The 24048-nt window shown below is 60.7% G+C and carries 25 protein-coding genes; 5 read left to right on the plus strand and 20 right to left on the minus strand.

Annotation, left to right across the window (positions count from 1 at the left end; genetic code table 11):
* Nucleotides 1–85 precede the first annotated feature (85 nt).
* The 3 genes from ACOSV0_RS18330 to pilM are packed head-to-tail and all read right to left on the minus strand — an operon-like array spanning nucleotide 86 to nucleotide 2723.
* Nucleotides 86–1009 carry a hypothetical protein gene (locus ACOSV0_RS18330; protein WP_434107527.1) on the minus strand — a complete coding sequence of 308 codons (924 nt, stop codon included), beginning with the start codon at nucleotides 1007–1009 and terminating at the stop codon, nucleotides 86–88.
* Entirely contained in the window at nucleotides 1006–1731 is a 726-nt protein-coding gene (locus ACOSV0_RS18335; RefSeq protein WP_434107528.1) for a fimbrial assembly protein, read from the minus strand. Before ACOSV0_RS18335 ends, ACOSV0_RS18330 begins: the two co-directional genes overlap by 4 nt.
* On the minus strand, nucleotides 1731–2723 hold the full coding sequence (gene pilM, locus ACOSV0_RS18340) for a type IV pilus biogenesis protein PilM (RefSeq protein ID WP_434107530.1): 993 nt from the start codon (nucleotides 2721–2723) through the stop codon (nucleotides 1731–1733). The genes ACOSV0_RS18335 and pilM overlap by 1 nt, the downstream gene beginning before the upstream one ends.
* A gap of 253 nt (nucleotides 2724–2976) precedes the next feature.
* On the opposite strand from pilM, the gene ACOSV0_RS18345 reads away from it, so the two are divergent.
* Nucleotides 2977–5379: a penicillin-binding protein 1A gene (locus ACOSV0_RS18345; protein WP_434107531.1), complete on the plus strand. Its 2403-nt coding sequence runs from the start codon at nucleotides 2977–2979 to the stop codon at nucleotides 5377–5379.
* Nucleotides 5380–5579: 200 nt separating this feature from the next.
* On the opposite strand, the gene cyaY is transcribed toward ACOSV0_RS18345, so the two are convergent.
* Complete coding sequence (cyaY, locus tag ACOSV0_RS18350) at nucleotides 5580–5897, minus strand: iron donor protein CyaY (protein ID WP_054036574.1); 318 nt, start codon at nucleotides 5895–5897, stop codon at nucleotides 5580–5582.
* Nucleotides 5898–5932: 35 nt separating this feature from the next.
* Here cyaY and lptM point away from each other — a divergent pair, with 35 nt between their 5' ends.
* Together lptM and lysA are read left to right on the plus strand one after the other, a co-directional pair.
* On the plus strand, nucleotides 5933–6283 hold the full coding sequence (lptM, locus tag ACOSV0_RS18355) for an LPS translocon maturation chaperone LptM (RefSeq protein WP_434107532.1): 351 nt from the start codon (nucleotides 5933–5935) through the stop codon (nucleotides 6281–6283).
* A gap of 9 nt (nucleotides 6284–6292) precedes the next feature.
* On the plus strand, nucleotides 6293–7555 hold the full coding sequence (gene lysA / locus ACOSV0_RS18360; protein WP_434107533.1) for a diaminopimelate decarboxylase: 1263 nt from the start codon (nucleotides 6293–6295) through the stop codon (nucleotides 7553–7555).
* A gap of 102 nt (nucleotides 7556–7657) precedes the next feature.
* On the opposite strand, the gene msrQ is transcribed toward lysA, so the two are convergent.
* The 5 genes from msrQ to ACOSV0_RS18385 form a co-directional block, all read right to left on the minus strand.
* A complete protein-coding gene (msrQ, locus tag ACOSV0_RS18365) occupies nucleotides 7658–8359 on the minus strand; it encodes a protein-methionine-sulfoxide reductase heme-binding subunit MsrQ (protein ID WP_434107534.1) in 702 nt (233 codons plus the stop codon).
* Between the two features lie 11 nt (nucleotides 8360–8370).
* Entirely contained in the window at nucleotides 8371–9366 is a 996-nt protein-coding gene (gene msrP, locus ACOSV0_RS18370) for a protein-methionine-sulfoxide reductase catalytic subunit MsrP (protein WP_434107535.1), read from the minus strand.
* A gap of 194 nt (nucleotides 9367–9560) precedes the next feature.
* On the minus strand, nucleotides 9561–10775 hold the full coding sequence (gene ccsB, locus ACOSV0_RS18375; RefSeq protein ID WP_434107536.1) for a c-type cytochrome biogenesis protein CcsB: 1215 nt from the start codon (nucleotides 10773–10775) through the stop codon (nucleotides 9561–9563).
* A gap of 4 nt (nucleotides 10776–10779) precedes the next feature.
* Nucleotides 10780–13002 (minus strand): cytochrome c biogenesis protein ResB, encoded by a 2223-nt coding sequence (locus tag ACOSV0_RS18380; RefSeq protein WP_434107537.1) that lies wholly within the window; start codon nucleotides 13000–13002, stop codon nucleotides 10780–10782.
* A 195-nt stretch (nucleotides 13003–13197) separates the two neighbouring features.
* Nucleotides 13198–13851: a c-type cytochrome gene (locus tag ACOSV0_RS18385; RefSeq protein ID WP_434110334.1), complete on the minus strand. Its 654-nt coding sequence runs from the start codon at nucleotides 13849–13851 to the stop codon at nucleotides 13198–13200.
* A gap of 216 nt (nucleotides 13852–14067) precedes the next feature.
* Here ACOSV0_RS18385 and yihA point away from each other — a divergent pair, with 216 nt between their 5' ends.
* Together yihA and hemB are read left to right on the plus strand one after the other, a co-directional pair.
* Nucleotides 14068–14721, plus strand: coding sequence for a ribosome biogenesis GTP-binding protein YihA/YsxC (yihA, locus tag ACOSV0_RS18390; protein WP_434107538.1), 654 nt, complete (start codon nucleotides 14068–14070; stop codon nucleotides 14719–14721).
* 252 nt (nucleotides 14722–14973) lie between these two features.
* Nucleotides 14974–15972 (plus strand): porphobilinogen synthase, encoded by a 999-nt coding sequence (gene hemB, locus ACOSV0_RS18395; RefSeq protein WP_434107539.1) that lies wholly within the window; start codon nucleotides 14974–14976, stop codon nucleotides 15970–15972.
* A 166-nt stretch (nucleotides 15973–16138) separates the two neighbouring features.
* Here the strand turns inward: hemB and dsbD are convergent, their stop codons facing one another.
* From dsbD to rplO, 11 genes are all read right to left on the minus strand, one after another.
* A complete protein-coding gene (gene dsbD, locus ACOSV0_RS18400) occupies nucleotides 16139–18022 on the minus strand; it encodes a protein-disulfide reductase DsbD (protein WP_434107540.1) in 1884 nt (627 codons plus the stop codon).
* The gene (gene cutA / locus ACOSV0_RS18405; RefSeq protein ID WP_434107541.1) at nucleotides 18015–18347 is read right to left on the minus strand and encodes a divalent-cation tolerance protein CutA; all 333 of its coding nucleotides are present in this window, start codon (nucleotides 18345–18347) and stop codon (nucleotides 18015–18017) included. The genes dsbD and cutA overlap by 8 nt, the downstream gene beginning before the upstream one ends.
* 200 nt (nucleotides 18348–18547) lie before the next feature.
* Nucleotides 18548–18940, minus strand: coding sequence for a 50S ribosomal protein L17 (rplQ, locus tag ACOSV0_RS18410; protein ID WP_006052227.1), 393 nt, complete (start codon nucleotides 18938–18940; stop codon nucleotides 18548–18550).
* Nucleotides 18941–19113: 173 nt separating this feature from the next.
* Entirely contained in the window at nucleotides 19114–20091 is a 978-nt protein-coding gene (locus tag ACOSV0_RS18415) for a DNA-directed RNA polymerase subunit alpha (RefSeq protein ID WP_006052226.1), read from the minus strand.
* Nucleotides 20092–20215: 124 nt separating this feature from the next.
* Nucleotides 20216–20839, minus strand: a complete 624-nt coding sequence (rpsD, locus tag ACOSV0_RS18420) for a 30S ribosomal protein S4 (protein ID WP_011490048.1) — start codon at nucleotides 20837–20839, stop codon at nucleotides 20216–20218.
* 157 nt (nucleotides 20840–20996) lie between these two features.
* Entirely contained in the window at nucleotides 20997–21401 is a 405-nt protein-coding gene (gene rpsK / locus ACOSV0_RS18425; protein ID WP_006052224.1) for a 30S ribosomal protein S11, read from the minus strand.
* A gap of 28 nt (nucleotides 21402–21429) precedes the next feature.
* Nucleotides 21430–21795: a 30S ribosomal protein S13 gene (rpsM, locus tag ACOSV0_RS18430; RefSeq protein WP_006052223.1), complete on the minus strand. Its 366-nt coding sequence runs from the start codon at nucleotides 21793–21795 to the stop codon at nucleotides 21430–21432.
* Nucleotides 21796–21836: 41 nt separating this feature from the next.
* Entirely contained in the window at nucleotides 21837–21953 is a 117-nt protein-coding gene (gene rpmJ, locus ACOSV0_RS18435; protein WP_004199844.1) for a 50S ribosomal protein L36, read from the minus strand.
* Nucleotides 21954–21973: 20 nt separating this feature from the next.
* A complete protein-coding gene (infA, locus tag ACOSV0_RS18440) occupies nucleotides 21974–22192 on the minus strand; it encodes a translation initiation factor IF-1 (RefSeq protein WP_004521905.1) in 219 nt (72 codons plus the stop codon).
* 8 nt (nucleotides 22193–22200) lie between these two features.
* Nucleotides 22201–23547 carry a preprotein translocase subunit SecY gene (gene secY, locus ACOSV0_RS18445; RefSeq protein ID WP_115781220.1) on the minus strand — a complete coding sequence of 449 codons (1347 nt, stop codon included), beginning with the start codon at nucleotides 23545–23547 and terminating at the stop codon, nucleotides 22201–22203.
* Nucleotides 23548–23593: 46 nt separating this feature from the next.
* On the minus strand, nucleotides 23594–24028 hold the full coding sequence (gene rplO, locus ACOSV0_RS18450) for a 50S ribosomal protein L15 (protein ID WP_054036556.1): 435 nt from the start codon (nucleotides 24026–24028) through the stop codon (nucleotides 23594–23596).
* Between the last annotated feature and the right edge of the window lie 20 nt (nucleotides 24029–24048).

The raw sequence follows: 24048 nt of genomic DNA on the forward strand, positions 1-24048 counted from the left end.
AACAGACCACGGCACACACCCAGGCCCAAACACACACGAACACCAACGCGCGACACCGAGGGACCGAACGGCTTCATCAGCCTCATCAAGATGCCTCCGTCAGCGTCAGCGTGCGAGTCGCTGAGCCGTTGGCCAGCGTGATGCCGAACGCGTCGAGCCGCGTGACACGCTCGGTGCCAAGTTGCTGCCCCGATGCGACGGTGGTCGCGCCATCCGGCGTATCGAGCAAAGCCAGTCCGTGTATGCGATCGCGCAGTAAACCGACCAGCCGCCATTGCGAAGCATCAGGCTGCGGCTCGCCGGCCGCGAGCATCTGCGGAAGCGAGAACGGGTCGAAAAACACGATGTCTTCTTCGTCATCCGAATCGAGACTATCGTCGGCAAACGCATCCGCCGTAGCAGTTAAAGGCACGGGCCTCAGCGCGCTGAATACATGCAGCGTTGCCTTCACTGCTAGCGAAGCGGCATCGCGGTTCACTGTCACGTCGACTGGAACGATCAGTACCGGCAGATCAGACAGACCGCGCAGGAATGCCATCAGGTGTACGAAATCGGTGTGCGCGGTGAGCTGTATAGGACGCATGCTTTCGGCATCCGAGCCGCTTGCGGAACCCGGTTCTACCGAGAGCAAAGAGACGCTATTCTGTGCCGCGAGTTCGGACACGATGCGCACATCGTCCGCGGAGGTCCATGACGCTGACAACCGCGCACCCGGCGTGGCGGCAACTTGCCGGCGCAGCGCGGGCAATTGCGCCAGCGCGCGGTGCGCGTCCGCGAGATGCCGCGTGGCAACCTCCAATGCCGTACGGCTCGCCTCGACCCCACCGAGATCGGCGACAACCCAACCGTGTGCGCCAAGTCCGAACACAACCACAGCGATCGTCACCGCGACCACCCAACGGCGCCGACGACTCCAGGCCGCAAGTGGCAAACGCACACGCTTCATCCACTGGGAAAAAGCGGGCCGCGTGCTTGCCGCGCCGCCGAACTCGACAAAAATCGTACTCATTTCGCACCTCCTGATTTTTCAGACTTCATGGGACGTGGCGCCGCCAAACCCGACGCACGGGCCGTTTTCGGGAACGGCGAGTCCCAGCGCAGATGCGCTCCAAATTCGACCGGGCCGGTAACGCCGGCCGCTGCAACTGCATTGCTGCGCGGCGCCGAGCGATGCAGGTCGCTCACCTCCGCGCCCGTCACGCCGCGGATCGCGCTCAAGCGCTTGAGCCACTCGGCCGACGCGATATGTCCGCGCGAGGTCGCGAGCAACTCTGTCTCGTACTCGCGTTGGCGCAACTGCTGCAGCACCACGCCGTCACCGGGTTCGAAACTCAACGCATCCAGCAGATCGCGCAAATGCGTAAGCGGCCCGGACAAGGTCATCGCACGCGCCGCGCCTTTGCGTTGTTCGTCTTGCGCCTGCAGTAACCTGGCGTGCTCCGCGAGCGGTATGGCCAGTTGCGTGAGCGATTGCTCGATCGACGCACGCTGCGCATCGGTCCGTGCCCGTTCGAATGCCTGCCACCCGACTAACGCGAGCACAGCGACAAGTCCGGCGAGCACGGCGGCAACCCATTCGAACAGACGCCGCCCACGTGCAAGCCGCGCATTGCGTTGCCGGTACGGCAGCAGATTGAAGCCTCCAAGCCATGGCCGTGCGAGGCGCGCACCGCGTATAGACGCTCGCGTGGTGGGGGCCGCCGGATTCAAAACGGAACGCAGGCCGCGCATCACTCCAGCACCCCGCGAAGCGCAAGTCCGAATGCAACCGAGGCGGAAGGTTCGTGCAACAACGGATCGTGCAGTTGACGGGCAAGCCCGCCAAGCGCCGCACATTCGAACGGCAGCACGGTGCAGCCCAGCACGTCGGCTATATCCGCAATCGAGAAACCCACGCCGTCGAGCAGATCGATCTCGCCGCTCACCAACGCGCAGTCGAGTACAGGGCCGTGGACGAGATCGCGCAACGCGTCGGCAAGATCGGTGTGCTCGGGCGCCGGGTAGCGCATTTCACCGACCAGGCAGTCGTCGACGATGCGCCAGCCGTATACGCCGTCCGCACCGATCCACAGCGCGACATAGGGCTCGTGTGGATCGAGCTCGAGGCTCGCCGCATAACGCATTGCACGCAAAGCCGCGTGCGGCTCGCCATCGATCGCGGTAAGCGAGATACCGGCAGTCGCCGCGCATTCGATCCGCGCTTCGAGATGCTGGCGTGCGGTGGCGGCAATCGTCACCGAACGAATCGGCGAACGCGTTTCGTCGACGAACCAGTCGACTGCCAATGCATGTCGCTCGAGACCCGCTATGCGCTCGACTTCGCTCATCACCGCCGGTTCGAGTTCGGCAAGTTCATGGCCGCCGTCGTCCGCACAGCCGCTCAGCGCGGCGAGCTGTGTCAGCGGCACGGTGGTCGTCAACGTGGCCGAGGCGGGCAATGCCATTGCGCATCGCAATGCCTGCGTCGTACAGGCGTGCGGCAGACCGGCAAATGCGTCGCGCAACGCACGCGCCACCGCATGCCGGTCGGCGATCTCCGTGCCGGCCATCGCACCGGCGCCAAGCGGCACGGTGCACACGTATTCGATATGCAACGCGGCACGTGTGCGCGAATGCTGACTCACCACAACGAGACGCACTGCCTGCGAACCCACATCGATCCCCGCAGCAAAACGCTGCGCTCCGAGTTGCACACCTTGAAGCCACGAATTTTTAAACGTCATCACGCCCTCCCTCAAACTCACGCGGCGAACCATTCGAACGCGAGTAACGAAGAAGAATTGTGCGCAGCCGCGCCGCCGCGCGACACTCAGCCGAATGGCTAACGTTGCGCAAGGTGCGCCCGGCTTGCCATCAAAGCGTCTACAGTGAAGTCATTCCTGCGCGGCACGCCGACTTGTCAAGAACTGTCAGTAAGCATGCCGAAAGCTGAAAAGCGAGACGGCTATAATCGCGGGACTGTTTTTTGGTGCCCATATGCAATCAACGTCTCCTACGTCCCCGCCGCCCGCGCCCCAGAAGCGCAAACGCCCCCTGTGGCTCAAGCTCATCATTGGCTTTGTGGGTCTGATCGTCGCAGGCGTCCTGTGCGTGCTGTTGGTGCTCGGTTATGCGCTGGTGGTAGCAACGCCGAACCTGCCGTCGCTCGATGCATTGACCGACTACCGGCCGAAGGTGCCATTGCGCATCTATACGGCCGACCACGTGCTGATCGGCGAATTCGGCGAAGAGCGGCGCGACATCGTCCATATCCAGGACGTGCCCGACAGCCTGAAGAAAGCCGTGCTGGCCATCGAAGACGCGCGCTTCTACGATCACGGCGGCGTCGACCTGACAGGCATTGCGCGCGCCGGTTTCGTCGCGCTGACCAATGGTCACGCTACACAAGGCGCCAGCACGATCACCATGCAGGTGGCGCGCAACTTCTTCCTGTCGAGTGAGAAGACCTACACGCGCAAAATTTACGAGATGCTGCTCGCATACAAGATCGAGTCGAAGCTGACGAAAGATCAGATTCTCGAGGTGTACATGAATCAGATCTATCTCGGTCAGCGCGCATACGGCTTCGCGAGCGCGGCGCGGGTGTACTTCGGGAAAGACCTGAAGGATTTGACGCTGGCGGAATCGGCCATGCTGGCGGGTCTGCCGAAGGCGCCGTCCGCGTATAACCCGGTGGTCAATCCAAAGCGCGCGAAGATCCGTCAGGAGTACATCCTGCAGCGCATGTACGAATTGCATTACATCACTCAAGACCAATACGAGGCGGCAAGCAAGCAGCCGCTGGTTGTCAAGGGCGCGGGCAAGGAGTTCAGCGTGCACGCGGAATACGTCGCGGAAATGGTGCGGCAGATGATGTACGCGCAGTATCGCGAAGAGGCGTACACGCGCGGCCTGAACGTCGTGACCACCATCGACTCGGCCGATCAGGACGTCGCCTACCGGGCGCTGCGCAAGGGCCTGATGGACTACGAACGGCGCCACGGCTATCGCGGCCCGGAAGCATTCATCGATTTGCCGTCCGATGCGGACGACCGCGAACAGGCTATCGACGACGCGCTGCTCGAGCATCCCGACAACGGCGAACTCATCGCCGCGGTGGTAACGGCGGCGAGCCCGAAGCAGGTGCAAGCCACCTTCATCGACGGCAACGTCGCAACCATTCAGGGCGACGGCCTGCGCTTCGCGCAGTTCGCGCTCGGCACGCGTGCACAGCCGAATCAACGCGTGCGGCCCGGCGCGATCGTTCGCCTCGTGAAGGATGACGACGGCAACTGGTCGATCACCCAGTTGCCGCAAGTAGAAGGTGCGTTCGTTTCGGTAGTGCCGCAAGATGGCGCGATTCGCGCGCTGGTCGGCGGTTTCGACTTCAACAAGAACAAGTTCAACCACGTGACCCAGGCGTGGCGTCAGCCGGGTTCGAGTTTCAAACCGTTCATCTATTCGGCTTCGCTCGAAAAGGGGCTCGGACCGGCCACGGTGATCAACGACGCGCCGCTCTTTTTCAGCGCGGCGGAGACGGGCGGTCAGGCATGGGAGCCGAAAAACTACGGTGGCGGTTTCGACGGCCCGATGACCATGCGTACCGCACTGCAGAAGTCAAAGAACCTGGTGTCGATTCGCATCCTGAACCACATCGGCCCGAAGTACGCGCAGCAATACATCACGCGCTTCGGCTTCGACGCGGATCGTCACCCGGCTTATCTGCCGATGGCGCTCGGCGCGGGTCTCGTCACGCCCTTGCAGATGGCAGGCGCGTTCTCGGTATTTGCCAACGGCGGTTATCGCATCAACCCGTATCTGATCGCTGAAGTCACCGATCAGCGCGGTATCGTCGTGGCGCACGCGCAGCCGCTGGTCGCCGAGCAGAGTGCGCCGCACGCGATCGAACCGCGCAACGCGTATGTGATGAACAGCCTGCTGCAAAGCGTCGCCCAACGCGGCACGGGCGCGAAGTCCAACGTGCTGAAGCGTACCGATCTCGGCGGCAAAACCGGCACGACGAACGACTCGCGCGATGCGTGGTTCGCCGGCTACCAGCACACGCTCACGGCCATCGCGTGGATCGGCTACGACAACCCGCGCAGTCTCGGCGACAAGGAAACCGGCGGCGGCCTCGCGTTGCCGGTGTGGATCGAATACATGGCGCGCGCGCTCAAAGGCGTGCCGGACTACAAGATGCCGATGCCGGACGGCGTGACCGAACTCGGCTCGGAACTGTATTTCGACGACTTCACGCCTGGACACGGTTTCATCGCGACCGTCGGTATCAGTCAGGCAACGCTGGATGCCGAGGCGAGCGGTGCGGCCGCCGCGGCGGCGCCCCAGCAAGTCGGCGAACAGGAAAAACAGGACATCATGAATCTGTTCCGCGGGCACTAAAGACGCGCTCAAAAGAGGCGGCAACGTCCACCAGAAAAAAACCGCCGCGCTCGATGCGCGGCGGTTTTTTTTTGGGGCAATGCTACGGCAGTCGGTCGTTTGAGCAGTCGAATAAGCTGCCCGTCCGGCGACCGCGTCATAGGCCACCTCAGCGATACCCCCGAGCGGCTCTTCCCAGATTCCGTTCAGAAGCGAGCGCTTTACGCCTCGAAGTGAACCGGCTCACCCGCCTGCTGCGTCGCATACTCCGACAGCGCGGCAAAAAATTCCGTGCCGCTGCGTGTATCGCGCCACTCGCCGTCGATGAAACGGAAGTGGAAACCACCCGCTTTCGCGGCGATCCAGATCTCGCTCATGGGCGGTTGCAGGTTGACGATAATCTTCGTGCGATTCTCGAATTCGAGGGTCAGGACATTGCCGCTGCGCTCGAGTTCGATGTCGGCTTCCGTGTCGTCGAGCGCGCGTTCGATGGCGGCTAGCGCGGCTTCCGCGCGGGTCAGGTAATCACTATCGGACATGCTAAACTCCATCGATTATTTATTCAGGGACAGTCATGCGAGTCGTATCTCGGATGCGCGCGGCGGCGCCCGGCCGCGCGATTGTAGCGGGTTTAGCCATTCTCGCAGGTTGTGCGCTTGCCGGCTGCGGGCAACGTGGTTCGCTCTATTTGCCCACCGTTCCGCCGCTGCCGGCCAAGCCGGTCACTCGCACGCAACCGCCGCCGGCACCATCGGCTGAAGTGAAGCCGGGCGCGGAAACCGCCGCCCCGATGGGCGAAGTCCCGGATACGTCGGGCGCGCCGCTCTCGTTGTCGCCGGAAAGCGAACTCGCTGCGCCGCCCGCGTCTGCCGCATCCGCTGCTGCCCCTGCGCAACCCGCCTCCGACGCCACTCCCGTTCAATAAGACTTTCGCATGACTCGATCCGCATTTGACTACGTCGACGGCGTGTTGCACGCCGAGGGCGTGTCCGCCGTCTCACTCGCCGAGCAGTTCGGCACGCCGCTGTACGTCTATTCGCGCGCCGCGCTGACCGAAGCGTGGAATGCCTATGCAGGCGCTTGCGCCGGGCGCCGCGCGACCGTGCACGTCGCCGTCAAGGCCAATAGCAATCTGGCGGTGCTGAATGTATTCGCGCGCCTCGGCGCCGGCTTCGACATTGTGTCCGGCGGCGAACTGGCGCGCGTGCTGGCCGCGGGCGGCAAAGCGGAAAACACCGTGTTTTCCGGCGTCGGCAAGCATGCGGACGAGATGCGTCAGGCACTCGCGGCCGGCGTCAAATGCTTCAACGTCGAATCGATTCCGGAGCTCGACCGCCTGAATGCGGTTGCCGCGGAAATGGGCAAAAAGGCACCGGTCTCGCTGCGCGTGAATCCGGACGTCGACGCGAAAACGCATCCGTATATTTCCACCGGTCTGAAGTCGAACAAGTTCGGTGTCGCGTTCGAAGATGCACGCGCTACGTATCGGGCCGCCGCCGCGATGACGCATCTCGACGTGGTCGGCATCGACTGCCATATCGGCTCGCAAATCACTGAGGTCTCGCCGTATCTGGACGCGGTCGACAAGGTTCTCGAACTGGTCGAACAGATCGAGCAGGACGGCGTGAAGATTCGCCATATCGACGTAGGCGGCGGTCTCGGCATTACCTACGACGACGAAACCCCGCCGGACATCGGCGACTTCGTGCGCACCGTGCTGGATCGCATCGAAGCACGCGGCCATGGGCATCGTGAAGTGTATTTTGAACCTGGCCGTTCGCTGGTCGGCAATGCAGGTGTGCTGCTCACGCGCGTCGAGTTTCTGAAGCCGGGCGCGGAGAAGAACTTCGCCATCGTGGATGCGGCGATGACCGATCTCGCACGCCCCGCCATGTACGAGGCTTATCACGCGATCGAGGCGGTCGTTAAGCGCGACGTGCCCGCTCACGTGTACGACGTGGTCGGCCCGGTTTGCGAAAGCGGCGACTGGCTGGGTCGCGAGCGTCTGCTGGCGGTCGAACCGGGCGACCTGCTGGCGATTCGCTCGGCGGGCGCGTATGGCTTCGTGATGAGCTCGAACTACAACACGCGTCCGCGCGCGGCCGAGGTGATGGTTGATGGTACACAGGTGCATGTCGTTCGCGTACGCGAAGAGATCAAGCAGCTGTTTGCGGGTGAAACCATCTTGCCGGCGTAAACGTCCACCGCTTAGGTTGCATAAAAAAGGCGATGCCACCGCGGCATCGCCTTTTTCTTTTGGTGCGCTGTACCTGCGCTGTGCCTGCACTGCGCCTGGTAGTCAGCGCGTTTTTAACCCCCGCTCGCGCAGCCATATGAGCAAACGCCACCCTAACAATGCGACCATGATCGCGCCGTAGATCTTCGGCAAGACCAGATCGTGCTTGCCCGCCTTCATCCACCAGAAGTGCAGGATCGCGAGCGCGCCGATCGCATAGATCGCACGATGCAGCGTCTGCCAGCGGCGTCCAAGTTTGCGCACCATCGCGCGCGGCGACGTAACGGCCAATGCGATCAGCAGCACGAATGCAGCGAAGCCCACGGTGATGAACGGCCGCTTGCCGATATCCTTGAGAATCGCGGCGACATCGAACCACTTGTCGAACCACAGGTACGTGGTGAAATGCAGCGTCGCGTAGAAAAATGCGTAAAGACCCAGCATCCGGCGAAAACGGGCAACCGCGGTGATGCCGGTCAGTCGGCGCAACGGCGTCACGGCCAACGTGATGCAAAGAAAAACGAGCGTCCACAGACCCGTCGAGCGCGTAATAAACTCGATCGGATTCGCCCCGAGCCGATCGGTCACGCCGAATAGCACGATGCGCGCGAGCGGATACCACGCCGCGATAAATACCGCGATCTTGGCCGGCACGATCCAGCGCGCACCGCTTGCGGGACGCTTTGCTGCGGCCGTGGCCGGTGCCTGCGCGGCTCGCGGCGCTTTGCGTTCGGGTTGAGTAACGGGTTGCGTATCAGAAGCCATGGTTACGCCGCTCAAAAATTCTTCTTCAGGTCCATGCCCTGATATAGCGACGCGACCTGATCACCGTAGCCATTGAACATCAGCGTCTTACGCTTGGGCGTGAAGAAGCCATCTTCGCCGATGCGCCGCTCGGTGGCCTGGCTCCAGCGCGGGTGATCGACGTTCGGATTCACGTTCGAATAGAAACCGTATTCGTTCGAAGCATACGTATTCCAGCTGGTCGGTGGCTGTTTGTCGAGGAAGCGGATTTTTACCAGCGACTTCGCGCTCTTGAAACCGTACTTCCAGGGCACCACCACACGGATCGGCGCGCCGTTCTGATTCGGCAGAACCTGGCCGTAGAGGCCCATCGTCAGGAACGTCAGCGGATTCATCGCTTCATCCATCCGCAGACCTTCGGTGTACGGCCAGTCGAGCACCGGTGTCGACAGCCCGGGCATTTGCGACGGGTCGGCGAGCGTGATGAATTGCACGTACTTCGCGTTGCCGGTGGGCTGCACGCGCTTGATCAACTCCGAGAGCGACACGCCGATCCACGGAATCACCATCGACCAGCCTTCGACGCAACGCAACCGGTACACACGCTCCTCGAGCGGCGCGAGCTTCAGCAGTTCGTCGATATCGTAGACCTTCGGATTCTTGATTTCGCCCTCGACGCTCACCTTCCACGGATGCGGCCGCAACGTACCGGCGTTGTGCGCGGGATCCGCCTTGTCAGTGCCGAACTCGTAGTAATTGTTGTACGTGGTGATGTCCTTGTACGGCGTGATCTTGTCGAGCGCGACGAACTTCGCATTGGTCTTCGCCGCGAGCTTTTGCGCCTTCGGATCCGGCGATGAATACGCGGCCAGCGCTTCACCATTCACACCGATCAGACTGCCGAGCGCTAACGCGCCCGCAGCCTGCAACACGCGCCGCCGGTTCTCGAAGACCCGCTGCGGCGTGATTTCGCTACGTGCGATGTCATCGCCGATGAGTTGAATTCTGTCGCTTCGCTTAATCCACATCGTGCTGCTCCTTGCCGGCCCATCGGGTTGTCTTACGGGGCCATATTGATGATCGGCTCGTTTAGCCACTCGCCCAGTCATCTCCAGGTACTGCTCTAACGAACACGCTGGATGCAGCGAATATTCCGCCAAACGAAAAAAAACCGCCGGTGCGAAACACGCGGCGGTTCTTAGTCGGCTCAGAGCAGCCGATCTTACAGCTTGCCGTAGCTATGCAGCCCCGACAGGAACATGTTGACGCCGAGGAACGCGAAGGTCGTCACCAGCAGGCCGGTCAGTGCCCACCATGCCGCCACCGCGCCGCGCAGACCCTTCATCAAACGCATATGGAGCCATGCCGCGTAGTTCAGCCAGACGATCAGCGCCCACGTCTCCTTCGGGTCCCAGCTCCAGTAACCACCCCATGCTTCAGCGGCCCACAGCGCGCCCAGGATCGTTGCAATCGTGAAGAACGCGAAGCCGACGGCGATCGACTTGTACATCAAATCGTCGAGCACATCGAGCGGCGGCAAGCGGTCTGCCAGCACGCCGCGCTCTTTCGCCAGATACGCAACGCCGACCATGGCCGACAGCGCAAAGCTGCCGTAGCCGATGAAGTTAGCCGGCACGTGAATCTTCATCCACCAGCTTTGCAGTGCGGGAACCAGCGGCTGGATCTGTTGTGCGTCACGCGCGACCGAGTACCACATCAGGAAGCCGACCGCCGCGCTGATCACCAGCAGCACGAACGCGCCGAGTGCACGCGTGTTGTAGTGCTGCTCGTAGTACAGATAGAACAGCGCGGTGATCAGGCTGAACAGTACGAACACTTCGTACAGGTTCGAGATTGGAATGTGGCCGACGTCCGCGCCGATCAGGTACGACTCGTACCAGCGCACCATCAGACCGACGAAGCCCATTACCACCGCAGCCCACGTCATTTTGGAGCCGATCGCCGCGCCGGTCGGCGAACGCGACAGCAGGCCGATCCAGTAGAAGACGGTGGCGAAGACGAAGAGCGCGCTCATCCACAGAATCGCGGACTGGCTCGACAGGAAATATTTGAGGAAGAACGCGTTATCCGCGCGCGTCAGATCGCCGTGATAGATCTGGATCGCCAGCAGCGACAGCGCGGCGATGCCCACCATCAGCGGACGCACCGGCTTCCAGCGCCAGCCCAGTACGACGAACACCGGCACCGCGAGGCACAGCACCAGTTTGTCGTAGTAATTCATGAACGGGTGATAGCGCGACAGCGCGAACCCCGCGCCCGCGACCATCACGACGGCGAACAGCCAGTCGACGACACCGAGCCGTTTCAGGAACGGCCGCTCGTCATACTGCGCGACGTTGAGCGTCTCGCTCGCAAACGCCCTGGTGGGCCGCGAGGCTGACGAAGAGGAGGATGAGGAAGCCTGAGTCAAGTCCATGATCTTACCGGGTCGAATCTTGTGAGCTTGCGGACGGCGCGCCGGCATTGCCGGGTTTGTCGGAGGCGCCGGCGGCGTCGGATGCTTCTGTGAGTTTGACGCCCAGTGCGGCGCCAACGGCGTCGCGCGTTTGGACGAACTCCTTTTCGAAATCGAGCGTTTTGCGCGCACTCGACATCGCCATCACGACATTCGTGCCGTGATCGGTATCTTTGAGCCAGAACCAGAGGCGCCGTTCGCGGACGTAGAACATCGAAAAGATGCCTAACACGAGAAGCAGGCTGCCAAGATACACGACTTTTTTGCCCGGTGCGCGTGTCAACTGAAATACCGAAGCTTGCACCTGCTTGAATGAGTCAAGCTGCAAGTAGACCGGCGATCCATACAAAAAGCTGTCAGATATCGCGTTGATCGAGCTTTGGATGAAGCGGCTGGCGTCCGCATTGGCTACTGCATCCGGTTCGCCTAGCTGCTCGCGCGACTGTTGCCACAGGTCCCACGTCGCGCCTTCCAGCATGCGCAGGAGCAGCCCAGCCGCCTTTTCCTGCTCGCCCTTGGGCACCGAATGGTCGATAAAACCGGCAATTGCCTGGAAACCGCCGACCGTCTGGCCGTTCGGCATCTTGATGCTGTTGTCCGCACCGGCAAACAGGGTCAGGACACGCAGCGCGCTTTCTTCCAGATGCTGTTGCAGTTCGGTATTCGAACCCGGCACCGAGCGCAGCGCGAAACGGTGAGCGGCCGCCTCGCGCATGGCCGGATTTTCAAGCGTGGCACGCAGGTTCATCCATTCCTTGACGGTACCGCCGGTGTCGGCGGGAATGCGCAGGTAGCGGAACGGGTCGTCCGGATTCAGGCGCATGCCGGCGAGGAACATCTTTTCCCCGGCTACGTCCACCGGCAGCATGTAGTTGTTGTACTCGCGCGCCTGGCCGTCCTTGTCACGCACCTTGTACTGTACCGACGGGCCGACGTTATGCAGATCGAGTGGGTTCGAGGTCTTCGCGCCCGAGCCGAGGCGCTCGTCGAATGCTTCTTTCAGCGTGCGATGCGCGGCGACGCCACGGGCATCGGTCTGGCCGCTGCCATTTGAGACGTTTTCGACGTTGATTGCGCGGAAGTCGGTGAATTCGACGGTCTGGCCGTCTGCCAGCGGCGAGGCCGTGCCCAACGGCGCATTGCCGCCGATCGTCCCACCGAACGGCGCGGTCTTCGCGCTCGCGCCGGACATCGGGTACGCCGTCATCTGCATCTGCGAGCCACCGTCCTGGAAGCTCGACTGGTAGATCGATACGCCGTCGTAGGTGAACGGCTTGTTCACTTCGACGCGGGCCGGCACGCGTGCGCCGGTCTTGTGGTCGACCACGACGATGTCGCTTGCGAACAGCTTCGGCATGCCGGTCGAGTAGTAATCGACGATGAACTTGTTCAACTCGATCGAGAACGGCAGGTCCTGGATCAGCGAGCCGTCCGGCTGGTTAAGAATCGCCGTCGACACGTGCTGCCCTTCCGGCACCCACGCATAGCCGCGGAAAGTCGGGTTCGACTGCGACAGGCGATGTTCCGGCGGAATGTCGTTGATCACCGTATTGGCGCGGATCGGCGACTTGTCGAACAGCCACATTTGCAGCTTGATCGGCAGATTGCTGTCGAGCAGACCGCCCAGACAGATCACCACGATCGCAATGTGCGCGGAAATGTAGCCGAACTTGGTCAGCGCGCCGCGCTTCGCGGCGATCAGCGTCGCACCGTCCGACTCACGCGTGACGAACTTGTAGCCGAGCCTGGCCGAAAGCCGGGCAAGCAGCGCCGAAGTCTCCGCACGTGTGCCGTGCACCGCGAACTCGCCCTTGTGATGAAACGCGCGCAGACTGCCTTCGCGGACCTTGTCCTTCCAGCTCCTGGCGTCCGCGAGCATTTTTGGCGCATTGCGGATCACACACAGCGACACCGACACCATCAGGAAACCGAGAATCAGCATGAACCACCACGAGCTGTACACCGTGTACAGGCTCAGCGAGCGGAAGATGTCCGCCCAGAACGGGCCGAACTGATTGACGTAGTTGGGATAGGGATCGTCCTGCGTGAGGACGGTGCCGATGATGCTGGCGATCGACAGAATCACAAGCAGCGCGATGGCGAAACGCATCGAACTCAATACTTCGACGACGCTGCGCGTGATGCGATTGCCTGACTTCGACTGCAAACCCGACGTGGTGACGCTCATTCATACTCCGACTGAACAGCAAAAAAGGGTGAAGGGCTGTCGTAGGCACGACGCCCTCACCCTTTTCTTGTTTTGTACCGGCCTCGCTAGGCCGGTTGCACTTGTGTGCGGACCCGTGAGAAAAACACCGGGCCGCCCCAAGTTTTCTCATCCCCGGGAGACCTGGCGCAAAGCAACGGGTCCGGGGACTCTATCTTAGTGCAAGCCCGCGATGTAATCGGCCACAGCCTTGATCTCGCTGTCCGACAGACGCGTTGCAATGGCATGCATCGCCTCATTGTTGTTACGTGCGCCCGGACCTTGCGCGAACGCGGTCAACTGCGCCACGGTGTATTCGGCCCACTGCCCCGACAGACGCGGATACTGCGACGGAATCCCTTGACCGGTCGGCCCGTGGCAGCTTGCGCACGCCGGCACGCCCTTGTCCGCAATGCCGCCGCGATAAATCTTCTGACCAAGCGGCACGGTATCTTTGTTATGCGCGTAGCCTGGCTTCGGGGTCTGCGTCGAAAAATAGGCAGCCACGTTGGCCACGTCCTGATCGGACAGCGCCGCGGCCATGCCCGCCATGATCGCATTGTTACGCGCGGGCTGCTTGGCGCCAGGCTGCGTCTTGAAATCCATGAGCTGTTTGACGAGATACTCTGGATGCTGGCCCGCCAGCTTCGGATAGGCGCCGCCGGCGCTATTGCCGTCTGCACCGTGACATGACGCGCAAACCTGCACCGCGATTGCCTGCCCCCGATTGACGTCCGGCTTTACCGGATCTGCTGCTCGTGCCTGAATTGCCAAACCTGAAAGACCTGCCGCTACTTGAAACACCATCAGAGTCTTGCACAGTCGATTCATTCGCACACCCTGTCTCGTCTTGTGGGATTTTAGAGGTTTTGCAAGATACGACAGCGACTGAGTGACCGCAAAGAGCCGCCAAGGCACGCGGGCTGGCCCCCTCAGGTTTTCAGTAAACCATCGTATTGTACAATAACTCGCTAATCGCTAAGACGCCAGTCGGGCTTGACCCGTCCCCACTCCGGGTTCCCCGGCGTCTCGAATCCTGGCCTGATCATGTCCTTCCTGCTCCACCAATCCCGCTTTTTCACGACAGTCAATCACCTGCGTGATCTGCCGGCCACCGCGCAACCTGAGATCTGCTTTGCCGGACGCTCGAATGCGGGCAAATCGACGGCCATCAATATTCTGTGTAATCAGAAGCGCCTCGCGTTCGCCAGTAAGACGCCGGGCCGCACGCAGCACATCAATTATTTCTCGGTGGGAAAGGCGGACGAGCCGGCTGCGCATCTGGTCGACCTGCCGGGCTACGGTTATGCGGAAGTACCGGGCGCAGCCAAGGCCCATTGGGAAGCGCTGCTCTCCACCTACCTGCAGTCGCGCTCGCAATTGCGCGGCATGATCCTGATGATGGACTCGCGCCGCCCGCTGACGGATCTGGACCGGCGGATGATCGAGTGGTTCGCCCCGACCGGCAAGCCGATTCATACGCTGCTGACGAAGTGCGACAAATTGACGCGCCAGGAAAGCATCAACGCCTTGCGTGCGACGCAGAAAGGCCTGGCTGAATATCGTACCGCCGGATATCAGGGCGAGTTGACCGCACAGCTGTTCTCGGCGCTCAAACGCGTCGGTATCGACGAAGCGCACGAGCTGATCGAAAGCTGGCTGATCCCCGAGGCGAAGGGCGAAGCAGACGCGCCGCAGTAATTACGCGGTGTGTACGAGCCCAGGCAAAAAACGCCATTCCGGCCGCCCATAAAAAAACCCGCCGCTTTAACGGCGGGTCAAACAGCCTAATCGAAAAACACGACAGGCACCCGCTCAGGGAGGAGAAGCGGGGAGGTCAGCGCAGGGCGCCTTGCTCGATCGGTATGATATACCATTGTCTCGAAAAGTTTCCGGGAGCGGAGGCAGGCGTTACTTGTCCACCCCACACATCCACGTTTCTTCGATTCGTTTATGAGCTTCTACCCGCACTACCGTCCGCGCCGCATGCGCCGTGACGACTTCTCGCGCCGTCTGATGCGAGAAAACATCCTCACCACGAACGATCTGATCTACCCCGTGTTCATCGTCGAAGGCACCAACGTGCGGCAAGCCGTACCGTCGATGCCGGGCGTCGAGCGCGTGTCGGTGGATCTGCTGATGGGCGTGGCCGAGCAATGCGTCGAGTTGGGCGTGCCGGTGCTGTCGCTTTTTCCGGCAATCGAGCCTTCCTTGAAAACGCCAGATGGCCGCGAGGCGACTAACGCAGCCGGCCTGATCCCGCGCGCGGTTCGCGAGCTGAAAAAGAACTTTCCCGATCTCGGCGTGCTGACCGACGTTGCGCTCGATCCGTACACGAGCCACGGGCAGGACGGCGTACTCGACGAAACCGGCTATGTGATCAACGACGAGACCGTCGAAATCCTCGTCGAGCAGGCGCGCGCGCAGGCTGAAGCGGGCGTCGATATCGTCGCGCCTTCGGACATGATGGACGGTCGCATTGGTGCGATCCGCGAAATGCTCGAGAGCGAGGACCATATCCACACACGCATCATGGCTTACGCGGCCAAGTTCGCTTCGGCGTTTTACGGCCCGTTCCGCGATGCCGTCGGTTCCGCAACGAACCTCGGCAAGAGCAACAAGATGACCTACCAGATGGATCCGGCCAATTCAGACGAAGCGCTGCGCGAAGTGCAAGCGGACATCGAGGAAGGCGCGGATATGGTGATGGTCAAGCCGGGCATGCCGTATCTGGACATCGTGCGTCGTGTGAAGGACGAGTTCAAGTTCCCGACTTACGTGTACCAGGTGAGCGGCGAATACGCGATGCTGAAGGCCGCCGCACAGAACGGCTGGCTCGATCACGACAAGGTGATGATGGAATCGCTGCTGGCGTTCAAGCGAGCAGGCGCGGATGGTGTGCTGACCTATTTCGCACTGGATGCTGCACGGATTTTGCGCTCGCAAAAGTGATTTGGCGTGTTGCTGATGAAGCGACGCTAGTCTTCTGAAAGCTCTCAAAAAACGGAGGCCGACTTTAAGTCGTGCCTCCGTTTTTTATGCGTGCTCTGGCGTGTGCCTTTTTAAGGAGCGTTGGCGCGGGTTTCTTTACGCGCCCAAGCAGGCGAGCGGCTCTGCGTTACGCCCCGGGCGCGCTCGCGCGATCGAGGGTGCGCAAAAATTTGTCTGCGGACTCGTAACCGACGACGCGCAGCACTTCCTTACCGCCTTGATCGAAGAAAATGATGCCGGGCGGCCCAAACAAGCTGAAACGTTTGAGCAGCATCTGGTCGTCGGCATTATTCGCAGTGACGTCGGCGCGCAGCAGATTCATCTGCTTCAACTTCGCCTGGACACGCGGATCGCTAAACGTGAACTTCTCCATTTCCTTGCAGCTCACGCACCAGTCTGCGTAAAAATCGAGCATAGCGGGCTGCGCAGCCGTTTTGACGGCCTCGTCGAGCTCGGTCGAGGAACGGACCGGGGCGAACGTCAGATCGCCCTGTGGCGCCGTATTCGGCGTATTGGTCACGTTTGCCACGCCAGACTCCCCACCACCCACGCGCGCGGCCAGGACGGCCAGCGGACGCAGCGGATCTGAGGAACCTGCCGCCAGACCCACCAGCAGCACCGCAGCCCAGATTGCCAGCGCCGCGCCAATACCACGGCCGAGCCGGCGCCACACTGAAACGCCCTCGGCTGGAGCCGAGAAAAGACCGAGTCCGGCAGCGGCAATCAGCAACCACAACGCGCTCAACAACATTGTTGCCGTCCCGCCGAGCACCGGCCAGACGATCCACAATGCCGCCGCCAGCAGCACCACGCCAAAAAACACCTTGACGCCGTCCATCCATGCGCCGGCGCGCGGCAGCAAGGTTCCGACGCCAAGACCGATGATCAGGAGCGGCACGCCGAGCCCGAGCCCCATGGAGAACAGTGCCGCGCCACCGAGCAACGCATCGCCCGTATGCGCGATGAATGCCAGCACGGCAAAGAGCGGCGCGGTCATGCAGGCGCCCACCACTAACGCGGAGAGCGCGCCCATTACGGCCACCGCGGCAAACTTGCCGCCTGAGCGCCCGCTCGACGCACGCGACACACCGTCCTGCCAGCGCTGCGGCAACGCGATATCGAAGCCCGCGATCAGCGTCAGCGCAAAAACAGTCAACAGTACGCCAAACGTCCCAAGCACCCACGGATTCTGCAGCCACGCGCCGAGGCTCTGCCCAACGAGCGCCGCCGCAATGCCAAGCGCCGTGTACACGAGCGCCATGCCAATCACGTACGCCAGCGACAACGCAAAGCCGCGGGCACGCGTCACCCGGGCGCCCTCGCCGATGATGATCGCAGACAGGATCGGAATCATCGGATACGAGCACGGCAGCAAACTGAGCACGGCGCCGGCCACGAAATAGAGCCCGATGATTGCGAAGAAGCCGCCGCCTTGCAGCAGCGACTGCGCATAGTCGGCGCTGGTGGCGCGCTCATACCACGGCGCGCCAGCCGCTGCGGATTGCTGCGTGGCAGTGGCGGCGGCCGCCGTCGCGCTGCCGCCCGGCTGCAACGCCTCGCCGCTCACGCGATACACGCGCTCCATCGGCGGATAGCAGATGCCGGCATCGGCGCAGCCTTGAGACGTGACAGCGAGATCGAACGGCCCAGCCGCCTGCTTGACGGGAATGCGGATCGTCAACTCATTGCGATAAGTTTCGACGTTCTTGTTGAAGGTCTGATCGAACTTGACGTGACCTGCCGGCAATTGTGCTTCGCCGATCGTCGCCGTACCGTTACGGGTCGCAAACGCGAAGCGCTCGCGGTACATGTAGTAACCGTCCGCGATCTTGTAGGTGACGTCGACTTCGCCCGGTTTCTCGGTCGCGCTGAATTTGAACGCGACGGCCGGATCGAGGAAGTCGTCCGCCGCGCGGGCAAGCGTGCCGAACTGCGCGAAAATCAGGCAGCCAAGCAGGAAAAGGACTGTGCGCAGTGCATTGCGTGCGCGTCGGTTGGAACCGTTAAACATGGAGAGGACGTTGGGTTTCAGCAGTGACCCACTGGCCGTACGCGGCCGATGCCGTAGCTTGCCACGAGAGGATTTCCGGCGTGTCGTAGGGATGGTGCGCCTGAATGTACTGCTCGAGTTCCAGCGCGCGGGCGCCGCTCGTCTTGAACAGTAGCTGAATCTCCTGCGCCGCTTCGATCGTGCCCTGCCAGTGATAGCTGGACTGCACGTTGCCCAACTGCGTGACGCAGGCGCATAGGCGTGCGGCCAACGCGTCCGCGGCGAGCTTCTGAGCAACGGCGGCATCGGGTACCGTCGTCAGAATCAAGGTCACATTCACGCTCACAAAGGCTCCGAACAGGCACGATCAAGTGCCGATATCGTATCACCTAGCCTTGCGGTGCCGCTGGGGCGCCGGCGGCAAGCATGCGGCATTTAGCCACTGCGTTCGTTTAGCCGCTGCGCTTGAGCTGCAGGGGGAAATGCTGCCGCTAGAAGCAAAAAAGCCAGGCTTGGCGCCTGGCTTTTTCTTCGATGCTAAAAAGCTTACTCAGCTTCTTGCACTTCAACTTCTTCGACTTCCGGACGGTCCAGCAATTCGACCAGTGCCATCGGCGCATTGTCGCCAACGCGGAAGCCGAACTTCAGGACGCGCAGGTAGCCGCCCGGACGGGTAGCGTAACGCGGGCCGAGAACTTCGAACAGCTTCGTGACCGAGTCACGATCGCGCAGGCGGTTGAACGCCAGACGACGATTTGCCAGCGACGGCTTCTTGCCAAGCGTGATCAGCGGCTCGACAACTTTACGGAGTTCTTTCGCCTTCGGCAGCGTCGTCTTGATGACTTCGTGCTCGATCAACGAGTTGGACATGTTACGGAGCATTGCCAGACGGTGGCTGCTCGTGCGGTTCAGTTTCCGCAAACCATGACGGTGACGCATGTTAATTCCTTTGATTCAAAGTTTTGGTCCAGCTCTTCTATCGCGCTCGGCGAAACCGGAAGGTCTGCGAGGGCACGGGCCGGTAGTGAAAAAAGACAAGACGCGGATTTTAAAGGAAAATCCGCGTCTTTGCCAGTGCAGCGGCGGGGCTTATCCCGAGACTACTTCTCGACTTACTTGTCCAGACCTGCCGGCGGCCAGTTTTCGAGTTTCATGCCGAGCGTCAAACCACGCGACGCCAGTACTTCCTTGATTTCGTTCAACGACTTGCGACCCAGATTCGGGGTCTTGAGCAACTCGTTTTCCGTGCGCTGGATCAGGTCGCCGATGTAGTAAATGTTCTCGGCCTTCAGGCAGTTCGCGGAACGAACCGTCAGTTCGAGATCATCAACCGGACGCAGCAGGATCGGATCGATCTGCGGCGCACGCGACGGCGCTTCCGCCGTTGCTTCAGTGCCTTCCAGTGCAGCGAACACCGACAGTTGGTCAACCAGAATACGCGCCGATTGACGGATCGCTTCTTCCGGCGAGATCACACCGTTGGTCTCGATGTTCATCACGAGCTTGTCGAGGTCGGTACGTTGTTCGACGCGCGCGCTTTCAACGGCGTAGCTCACGCGGCGAACCGGCGAGAACGACGCGTCCAGCACGATACGGCCGATGATCTTGGCCGACTCTTCGCCGTAACGACGCACATTGCCCGGCACATAACCACGGCCCTTTTCGACCTTGATCTGCACGTCGAGCTTACCGCCCTTCGACAGATGCGCAATCACGTGATCCGGGTTGATCACTTCGCAATCGTGCGCGAGTTCGATGTCACCAGCGGTGACAACGCCTTCGCCTTCCTTGCGCAGCGTAACCGTTACTTCGTCACGGTTATGCAGCTTGAACACCACGCCCTTCAGGTTCAACAACAGGTTGACTACATCCTCTTGCACACCGTCGAGCGTCGAATACTCATGTACGACGCCTGCGATCGTCACTTCGGTCGGCGCATAGCCGATCATCGACGACAACAGTACGCGCCGGAGCGCATTACCCAAGGTGTGGCCGTAACCGCGTTCAAACGGTTCCATGACCACTTTCGCATGGCTCTCACCAAGCGATTCAACAGCGATGATCTTGGGCTTCAACAAACTGGTTTGCATAGGTTTTCCTTTTCAATACCCTCGGCTCGTTACACCGATAAGGCTGACCGGTAACAACCTGAAAATAAACAGCCGAGACGCCCCCTTGCGCAACGCAATCGGGGTGCCCCGGCCGTTAATCCGATTACCGCGAATACAATTCGACGATCAGGCTTTCGTTAATATCGCCAGCGATGTCGCTGCGTTCCGGCTTCTGCTTGAACGTGCCTTCGAATTTCTTCGAATCGACTGCGACCCAGCTCGGCAGACCGCCTTGCTCGGCCAGCGACAGCGCTTCGAGAATACGCGCCTGCTTCTTCTTTTGTTCACGCACTGCGACGACGTCACCCGCCTTCACTTGCATCGACGGAATGTTCGACACAACGCCATTCACCATGATCGCCTTGTGGCTCACGAGCTGACGCGCTTCAGCGCGCGTCGAGCCGAAGCCCATGCGATACACGACGTTGTCGAGACGCGATTCGAGCAATTGCAGCAGGTTTTCACCCGTGTTGCCCTTCAGGCGGTCGGCTTCAGCGAAGTAACGGCGGAATTGACGCTCGAGGACACCATAGATGCGCTTCACTTTTTGCTTTTCGCGCAGCTGCGTGCCGTAATCGGACGTACGTGCACCCGACGTGCGGCCGTGTTGGCCAGGCTTGCTGTCAAGTTTGCACTTGTCAGCGAGCGAGCGACGGGCGCTCTTCAGGAAGAGGTCAGTGCCTTCACGGCGGGACAGCTTGGCCTTAGGGCCGATATAACGTGCCACGTTGATTCCTTCTATGATTAATCACGCGAATGCATGCACTCGCGCTAGTCCGAGCCCTTTGGGTCGAACGGTGGGCTTAGTCAAATCAATAACGCAAGCAGCCTGTGGTCGCCGGCTTACAAATCCGACGGCAACAGGCGCTAGCGAAAACAGCGTCTTAGATACGACGACGCTTCGGCGGACGGCAGCCGTTGTGCGGGACCGGCGTCACGTCGGAGATCGCGGTGATCTTGATGCCAAGACCATGCAACGCGCGCACCGCCGATTCGCGGCCAGGACCGGGGCCCTTGATACGCACTTCGAGGTTCTTCACGCCGTATTCCATCGCCACGCGGCCAGCCGATTCAGCTGCCACCTGGGCTGCAAACGGGGTCGATTTACGCGAACCCTTGAAACCCTGACCACCCGACGTTGCCCAAGCAAGTGCATTGCCCTGACGATCGGTGATCGTGATGATGGTGTTGTTGAACGACGCGTGAACGTGAACCACGCCCTCGGCGACGTTCTTCTTGACCTTCTTGCGAACGCGTTGCGCCGCGGAGTTGTTCGAAGCCTTAGCCATTACGTTTTCCTGTAACTGTCAGTTCCGCTTACTTCTTCAGCGATTGCGCTGCACGACGCGGACCCTTGCGCGTACGGGCATTCGTACGCGTGCGTTGGCCACGCAGGGGCAGGCCCTTGCGATGACGCACGCCACGGTAGCAGCCGAGATCCATCAGGCGCTTAATGTTCATCGTCGTTTCACGGCGCAGATCGCCTTCAACGATGAACTTGCCGACTTCTTCACGCAGCTTTTCGAGGTCTGCGTCGTTCAGGTCCTTGACCTTCTTCGAAAATGCCACACCAGCAGCGACGCAGATGTCGCGCGAGCGCGTGCGGCCGATACCGTAAATTGCCGTCAGGCCGATTTCGGTATGCTGGTGATTCGGGATGTTAACCCCTGCGATACGAGCCATTGTTTTTCCTCAAACAAAAAGCGCAGCAAAAAGCGCGGCGTTCAGCCTTGACGCTGTTTGTGGCGCGGATCAGAGCTGCAAATCACGCGCACAACGCCTTTGCGCTTGATGATCTTGCAATTGCGGCAAATGCGCTTAACCGATGCCATCACTTTCATGATATTACCCTTTTTTCAAATCACTTCGCCCGGAACACGATCCGCGCACGCGACAGATCGTAAGGCGTCAATTCAACCGTTACCTTGTCGCCCGGCAAGATTCGGATGTAGTGCATCCGCATCTTGCCGGATATGTGTCCCAATACGACATGGCCGTTTTCCAGCTTCACCCTAAAGGTAGCGTTAGGCAGGTTTTCGATGACTTCACCCTGCATCTGGATAACATCGTCTTTGGCCATAAGTCCTTTCAACGCATCGGGACGCCGCCGCCTTTGAAGTTAGCTTTCTTCAGCAGCGATTCATACTGTTGCGACATAACGTACGACTGCACCTGCGCCATGAAATCCATTGTGACGACGACAATGATCAGCAGCGACGTTCCACCAAAATAAAACGGCACGTTCCAGCGCAGTACCAAAAATTCAGGCAGCAGACAAACAAACACGATGTAGATCGCACCAGCCAGCGTCAGACGCGTCAGGATGCGGTCGATATACCGCGCGGTTTGATCGCCCGGGCGGATGCCTGGGACGAAAGCGCCACTCTTTTTCAGGTTGTCGGCCGTTTCTCTGCTGTTGAACACCAGCGCGGTGTAGAAGAAGCAGAAGAAGACGATCGCCAACGCGTACAGCAACACGTACACAGGTTGACCGGGCTTAAGAGCTTCGGCCACGTTGTGCAACGTGTCTGCGAACCAGCTGGCACGCGACCCCGAACTAAACCAGTTCAGGATGGTTGCCGGGAAGAGAATGATCGACGATGCAAAGATCGGCGGAATCACGCCCGACATATTCAACTTCAGCGGCAGATGCGAAGACTGACCGCCGTAAATCTTGTTACCGACTTGCCGCTTGGCGTAATTCACAAGAATCTTGCGCTGGCCGCGTTCAATGAACACCACCAGATACGTCACACCGGCAATCAGCGCGACCACGATAATCGCCGAAATGATGCTCATCGAGCCGGTTCGCACCAGTTCGAAAAGACCACCGATTGCGTTCGGAAAACCTGCCGCAATACCGCCGAAAATGATGATCGAGATACCGTTGCCAAGCCCGCGTTCCGTGATCTGCTCACCCAGCCACATCAGGAACATCGTGCCGGTCACCAGCGTCACGACCGTCGTCAACCGAAATACCATTCCCGGATCGATCACCAGGCCCGGCTGATTTTCCAGTGCGACGGCGATGCCGAACGCCTGGAAAGTCGCCAGCAGGACCGTAAAGATACGCGTGTACTGCGTAATCTTCCGTTGACCCGCCTGCCCTTCCTTTTTTAGCGCTTCCAGTTGCGGCGAGACAATCGCCAGCAACTGCATGATGATCGATGCCGAAATGTACGGCATGATCCCAAGCGCAAAAATCGTGAACCGCGAAAGTGCACCACCCGAGAACATGTTGAACATGCCAAGGATGCCGCCCGACTGGCTTTGGAACAACTTTGCCAGTTGGTCCGGGTCAATACCCGGCACCGGAATGTGCGCGCCGATACGGTAGACGATCAACGCCAGCAGCAGGAACACTGCACGCCGACGCAGATCGCCAAACTTCGCCGCGCTGCGACCGGGTTTTGCGAGACTCGGACTGTTAGCCAAGTACCTTCTCCGATGCAAATGCTAGTGACGGCAAATAACTTGCACGTTACTCGGCAAAAGAGCCGCCTGCTGCTTCAATAGCAGCGCGCGCACCCTTCGTCGCACCCAGACCCTTCACAACGATCTTGCGCTTAAGCTCGCCCGTCGCGATGATCTTGGCGCTCTTGATCAGCTCGCCGAGCAGGCCGGCTTGCTTCAGAGCCAACAGATCGATTTCGTCGACCGGCAGCTTTTCCAGATCAGAGAGACGCACTTCACCAACGAATTCCTTCGTCAGCGAGGTGAAGCCACGCTTCGGCAGGCGACGTTGCAGCGGCATTTGACCGCCTTCGAAGCCAACCTTGTGAAAGCCGCCCGAACGCGACTTCTGACCCTTGTGACCGCGGCCAGCCGTCTTGCCCAGACCGGAGCCGATACCACGGCCGACGCGACGCTTAGCGTGCTTCGAGCCTTCAGCCGGCTTCAGGTTATTCAATTCCATTATCAACTCCTTGAGTCCTG

The organism is Paraburkholderia caffeinilytica, assembly GCF_051027425.1.
GTDB classification, from domain to species: domain Bacteria; phylum Pseudomonadota; class Gammaproteobacteria; order Burkholderiales; family Burkholderiaceae; genus Paraburkholderia; species Paraburkholderia caffeinilytica_A.

Coding starts and splice junctions, on each gene's coding strand:
- ACOSV0_RS18330 (WP_434107527.1), bottom strand. CDS start 1,009: ATGAGTACGATTTTTGTCGAGTTCGGCGGCGCGGCAAGCACGCGGCCC.
- ACOSV0_RS18335 (WP_434107528.1), bottom strand. CDS start 1,731: ATGCGCGGCCTGCGTTCCGTTTTGAATCCGGCGGCCCCCACCACGCGA.
- pilM (WP_434107530.1), bottom strand. CDS start 2,723: ATGACGTTTAAAAATTCGTGGCTTCAAGGTGTGCAACTCGGAGCGCAG.
- ACOSV0_RS18345 (WP_434107531.1), top strand. CDS start 2,977: ATGCAATCAACGTCTCCTACGTCCCCGCCGCCCGCGCCCCAGAAGCGC.
- cyaY (WP_054036574.1), bottom strand. CDS start 5,897: ATGTCCGATAGTGATTACCTGACCCGCGCGGAAGCCGCGCTAGCCGCC.
- lptM (WP_434107532.1), top strand. CDS start 5,933: ATGCGAGTCGTATCTCGGATGCGCGCGGCGGCGCCCGGCCGCGCGATT.
- lysA (WP_434107533.1), top strand. CDS start 6,293: ATGACTCGATCCGCATTTGACTACGTCGACGGCGTGTTGCACGCCGAG.
- msrQ (WP_434107534.1), bottom strand. CDS start 8,359: ATGGCTTCTGATACGCAACCCGTTACTCAACCCGAACGCAAAGCGCCG.
- msrP (WP_434107535.1), bottom strand. CDS start 9,366: ATGTGGATTAAGCGAAGCGACAGAATTCAACTCATCGGCGATGACATC.
- ccsB (WP_434107536.1), bottom strand. CDS start 10,775: ATGGACTTGACTCAGGCTTCCTCATCCTCCTCTTCGTCAGCCTCGCGG.
- ACOSV0_RS18380 (WP_434107537.1), bottom strand. CDS start 13,002: ATGAGCGTCACCACGTCGGGTTTGCAGTCGAAGTCAGGCAATCGCATC.
- ACOSV0_RS18385 (WP_434110334.1), bottom strand. CDS start 13,851: ATGAATCGACTGTGCAAGACTCTGATGGTGTTTCAAGTAGCGGCAGGT.
- yihA (WP_434107538.1), top strand. CDS start 14,068: ATGTCCTTCCTGCTCCACCAATCCCGCTTTTTCACGACAGTCAATCAC.
- hemB (WP_434107539.1), top strand. CDS start 14,974: ATGAGCTTCTACCCGCACTACCGTCCGCGCCGCATGCGCCGTGACGAC.
- dsbD (WP_434107540.1), bottom strand. CDS start 18,022: ATGTTTAACGGTTCCAACCGACGCGCACGCAATGCACTGCGCACAGTC.
- rplQ (WP_006052227.1), bottom strand. CDS start 18,940: ATGCGTCACCGTCATGGTTTGCGGAAACTGAACCGCACGAGCAGCCAC.
- ACOSV0_RS18415 (WP_006052226.1), bottom strand. CDS start 20,091: ATGCAAACCAGTTTGTTGAAGCCCAAGATCATCGCTGTTGAATCGCTT.
- rpsK (WP_006052224.1), bottom strand. CDS start 21,401: ATGGCTAAGGCTTCGAACAACTCCGCGGCGCAACGCGTTCGCAAGAAG.
- rpsM (WP_006052223.1), bottom strand. CDS start 21,795: ATGGCTCGTATCGCAGGGGTTAACATCCCGAATCACCAGCATACCGAA.
- rpmJ (WP_004199844.1), bottom strand. CDS start 21,953: ATGAAAGTGATGGCATCGGTTAAGCGCATTTGCCGCAATTGCAAGATC.
- infA (WP_004521905.1), bottom strand. CDS start 22,192: ATGGCCAAAGACGATGTTATCCAGATGCAGGGTGAAGTCATCGAAAAC.
- rplO (WP_054036556.1), bottom strand. CDS start 24,028: ATGGAATTGAATAACCTGAAGCCGGCTGAAGGCTCGAAGCACGCTAAG.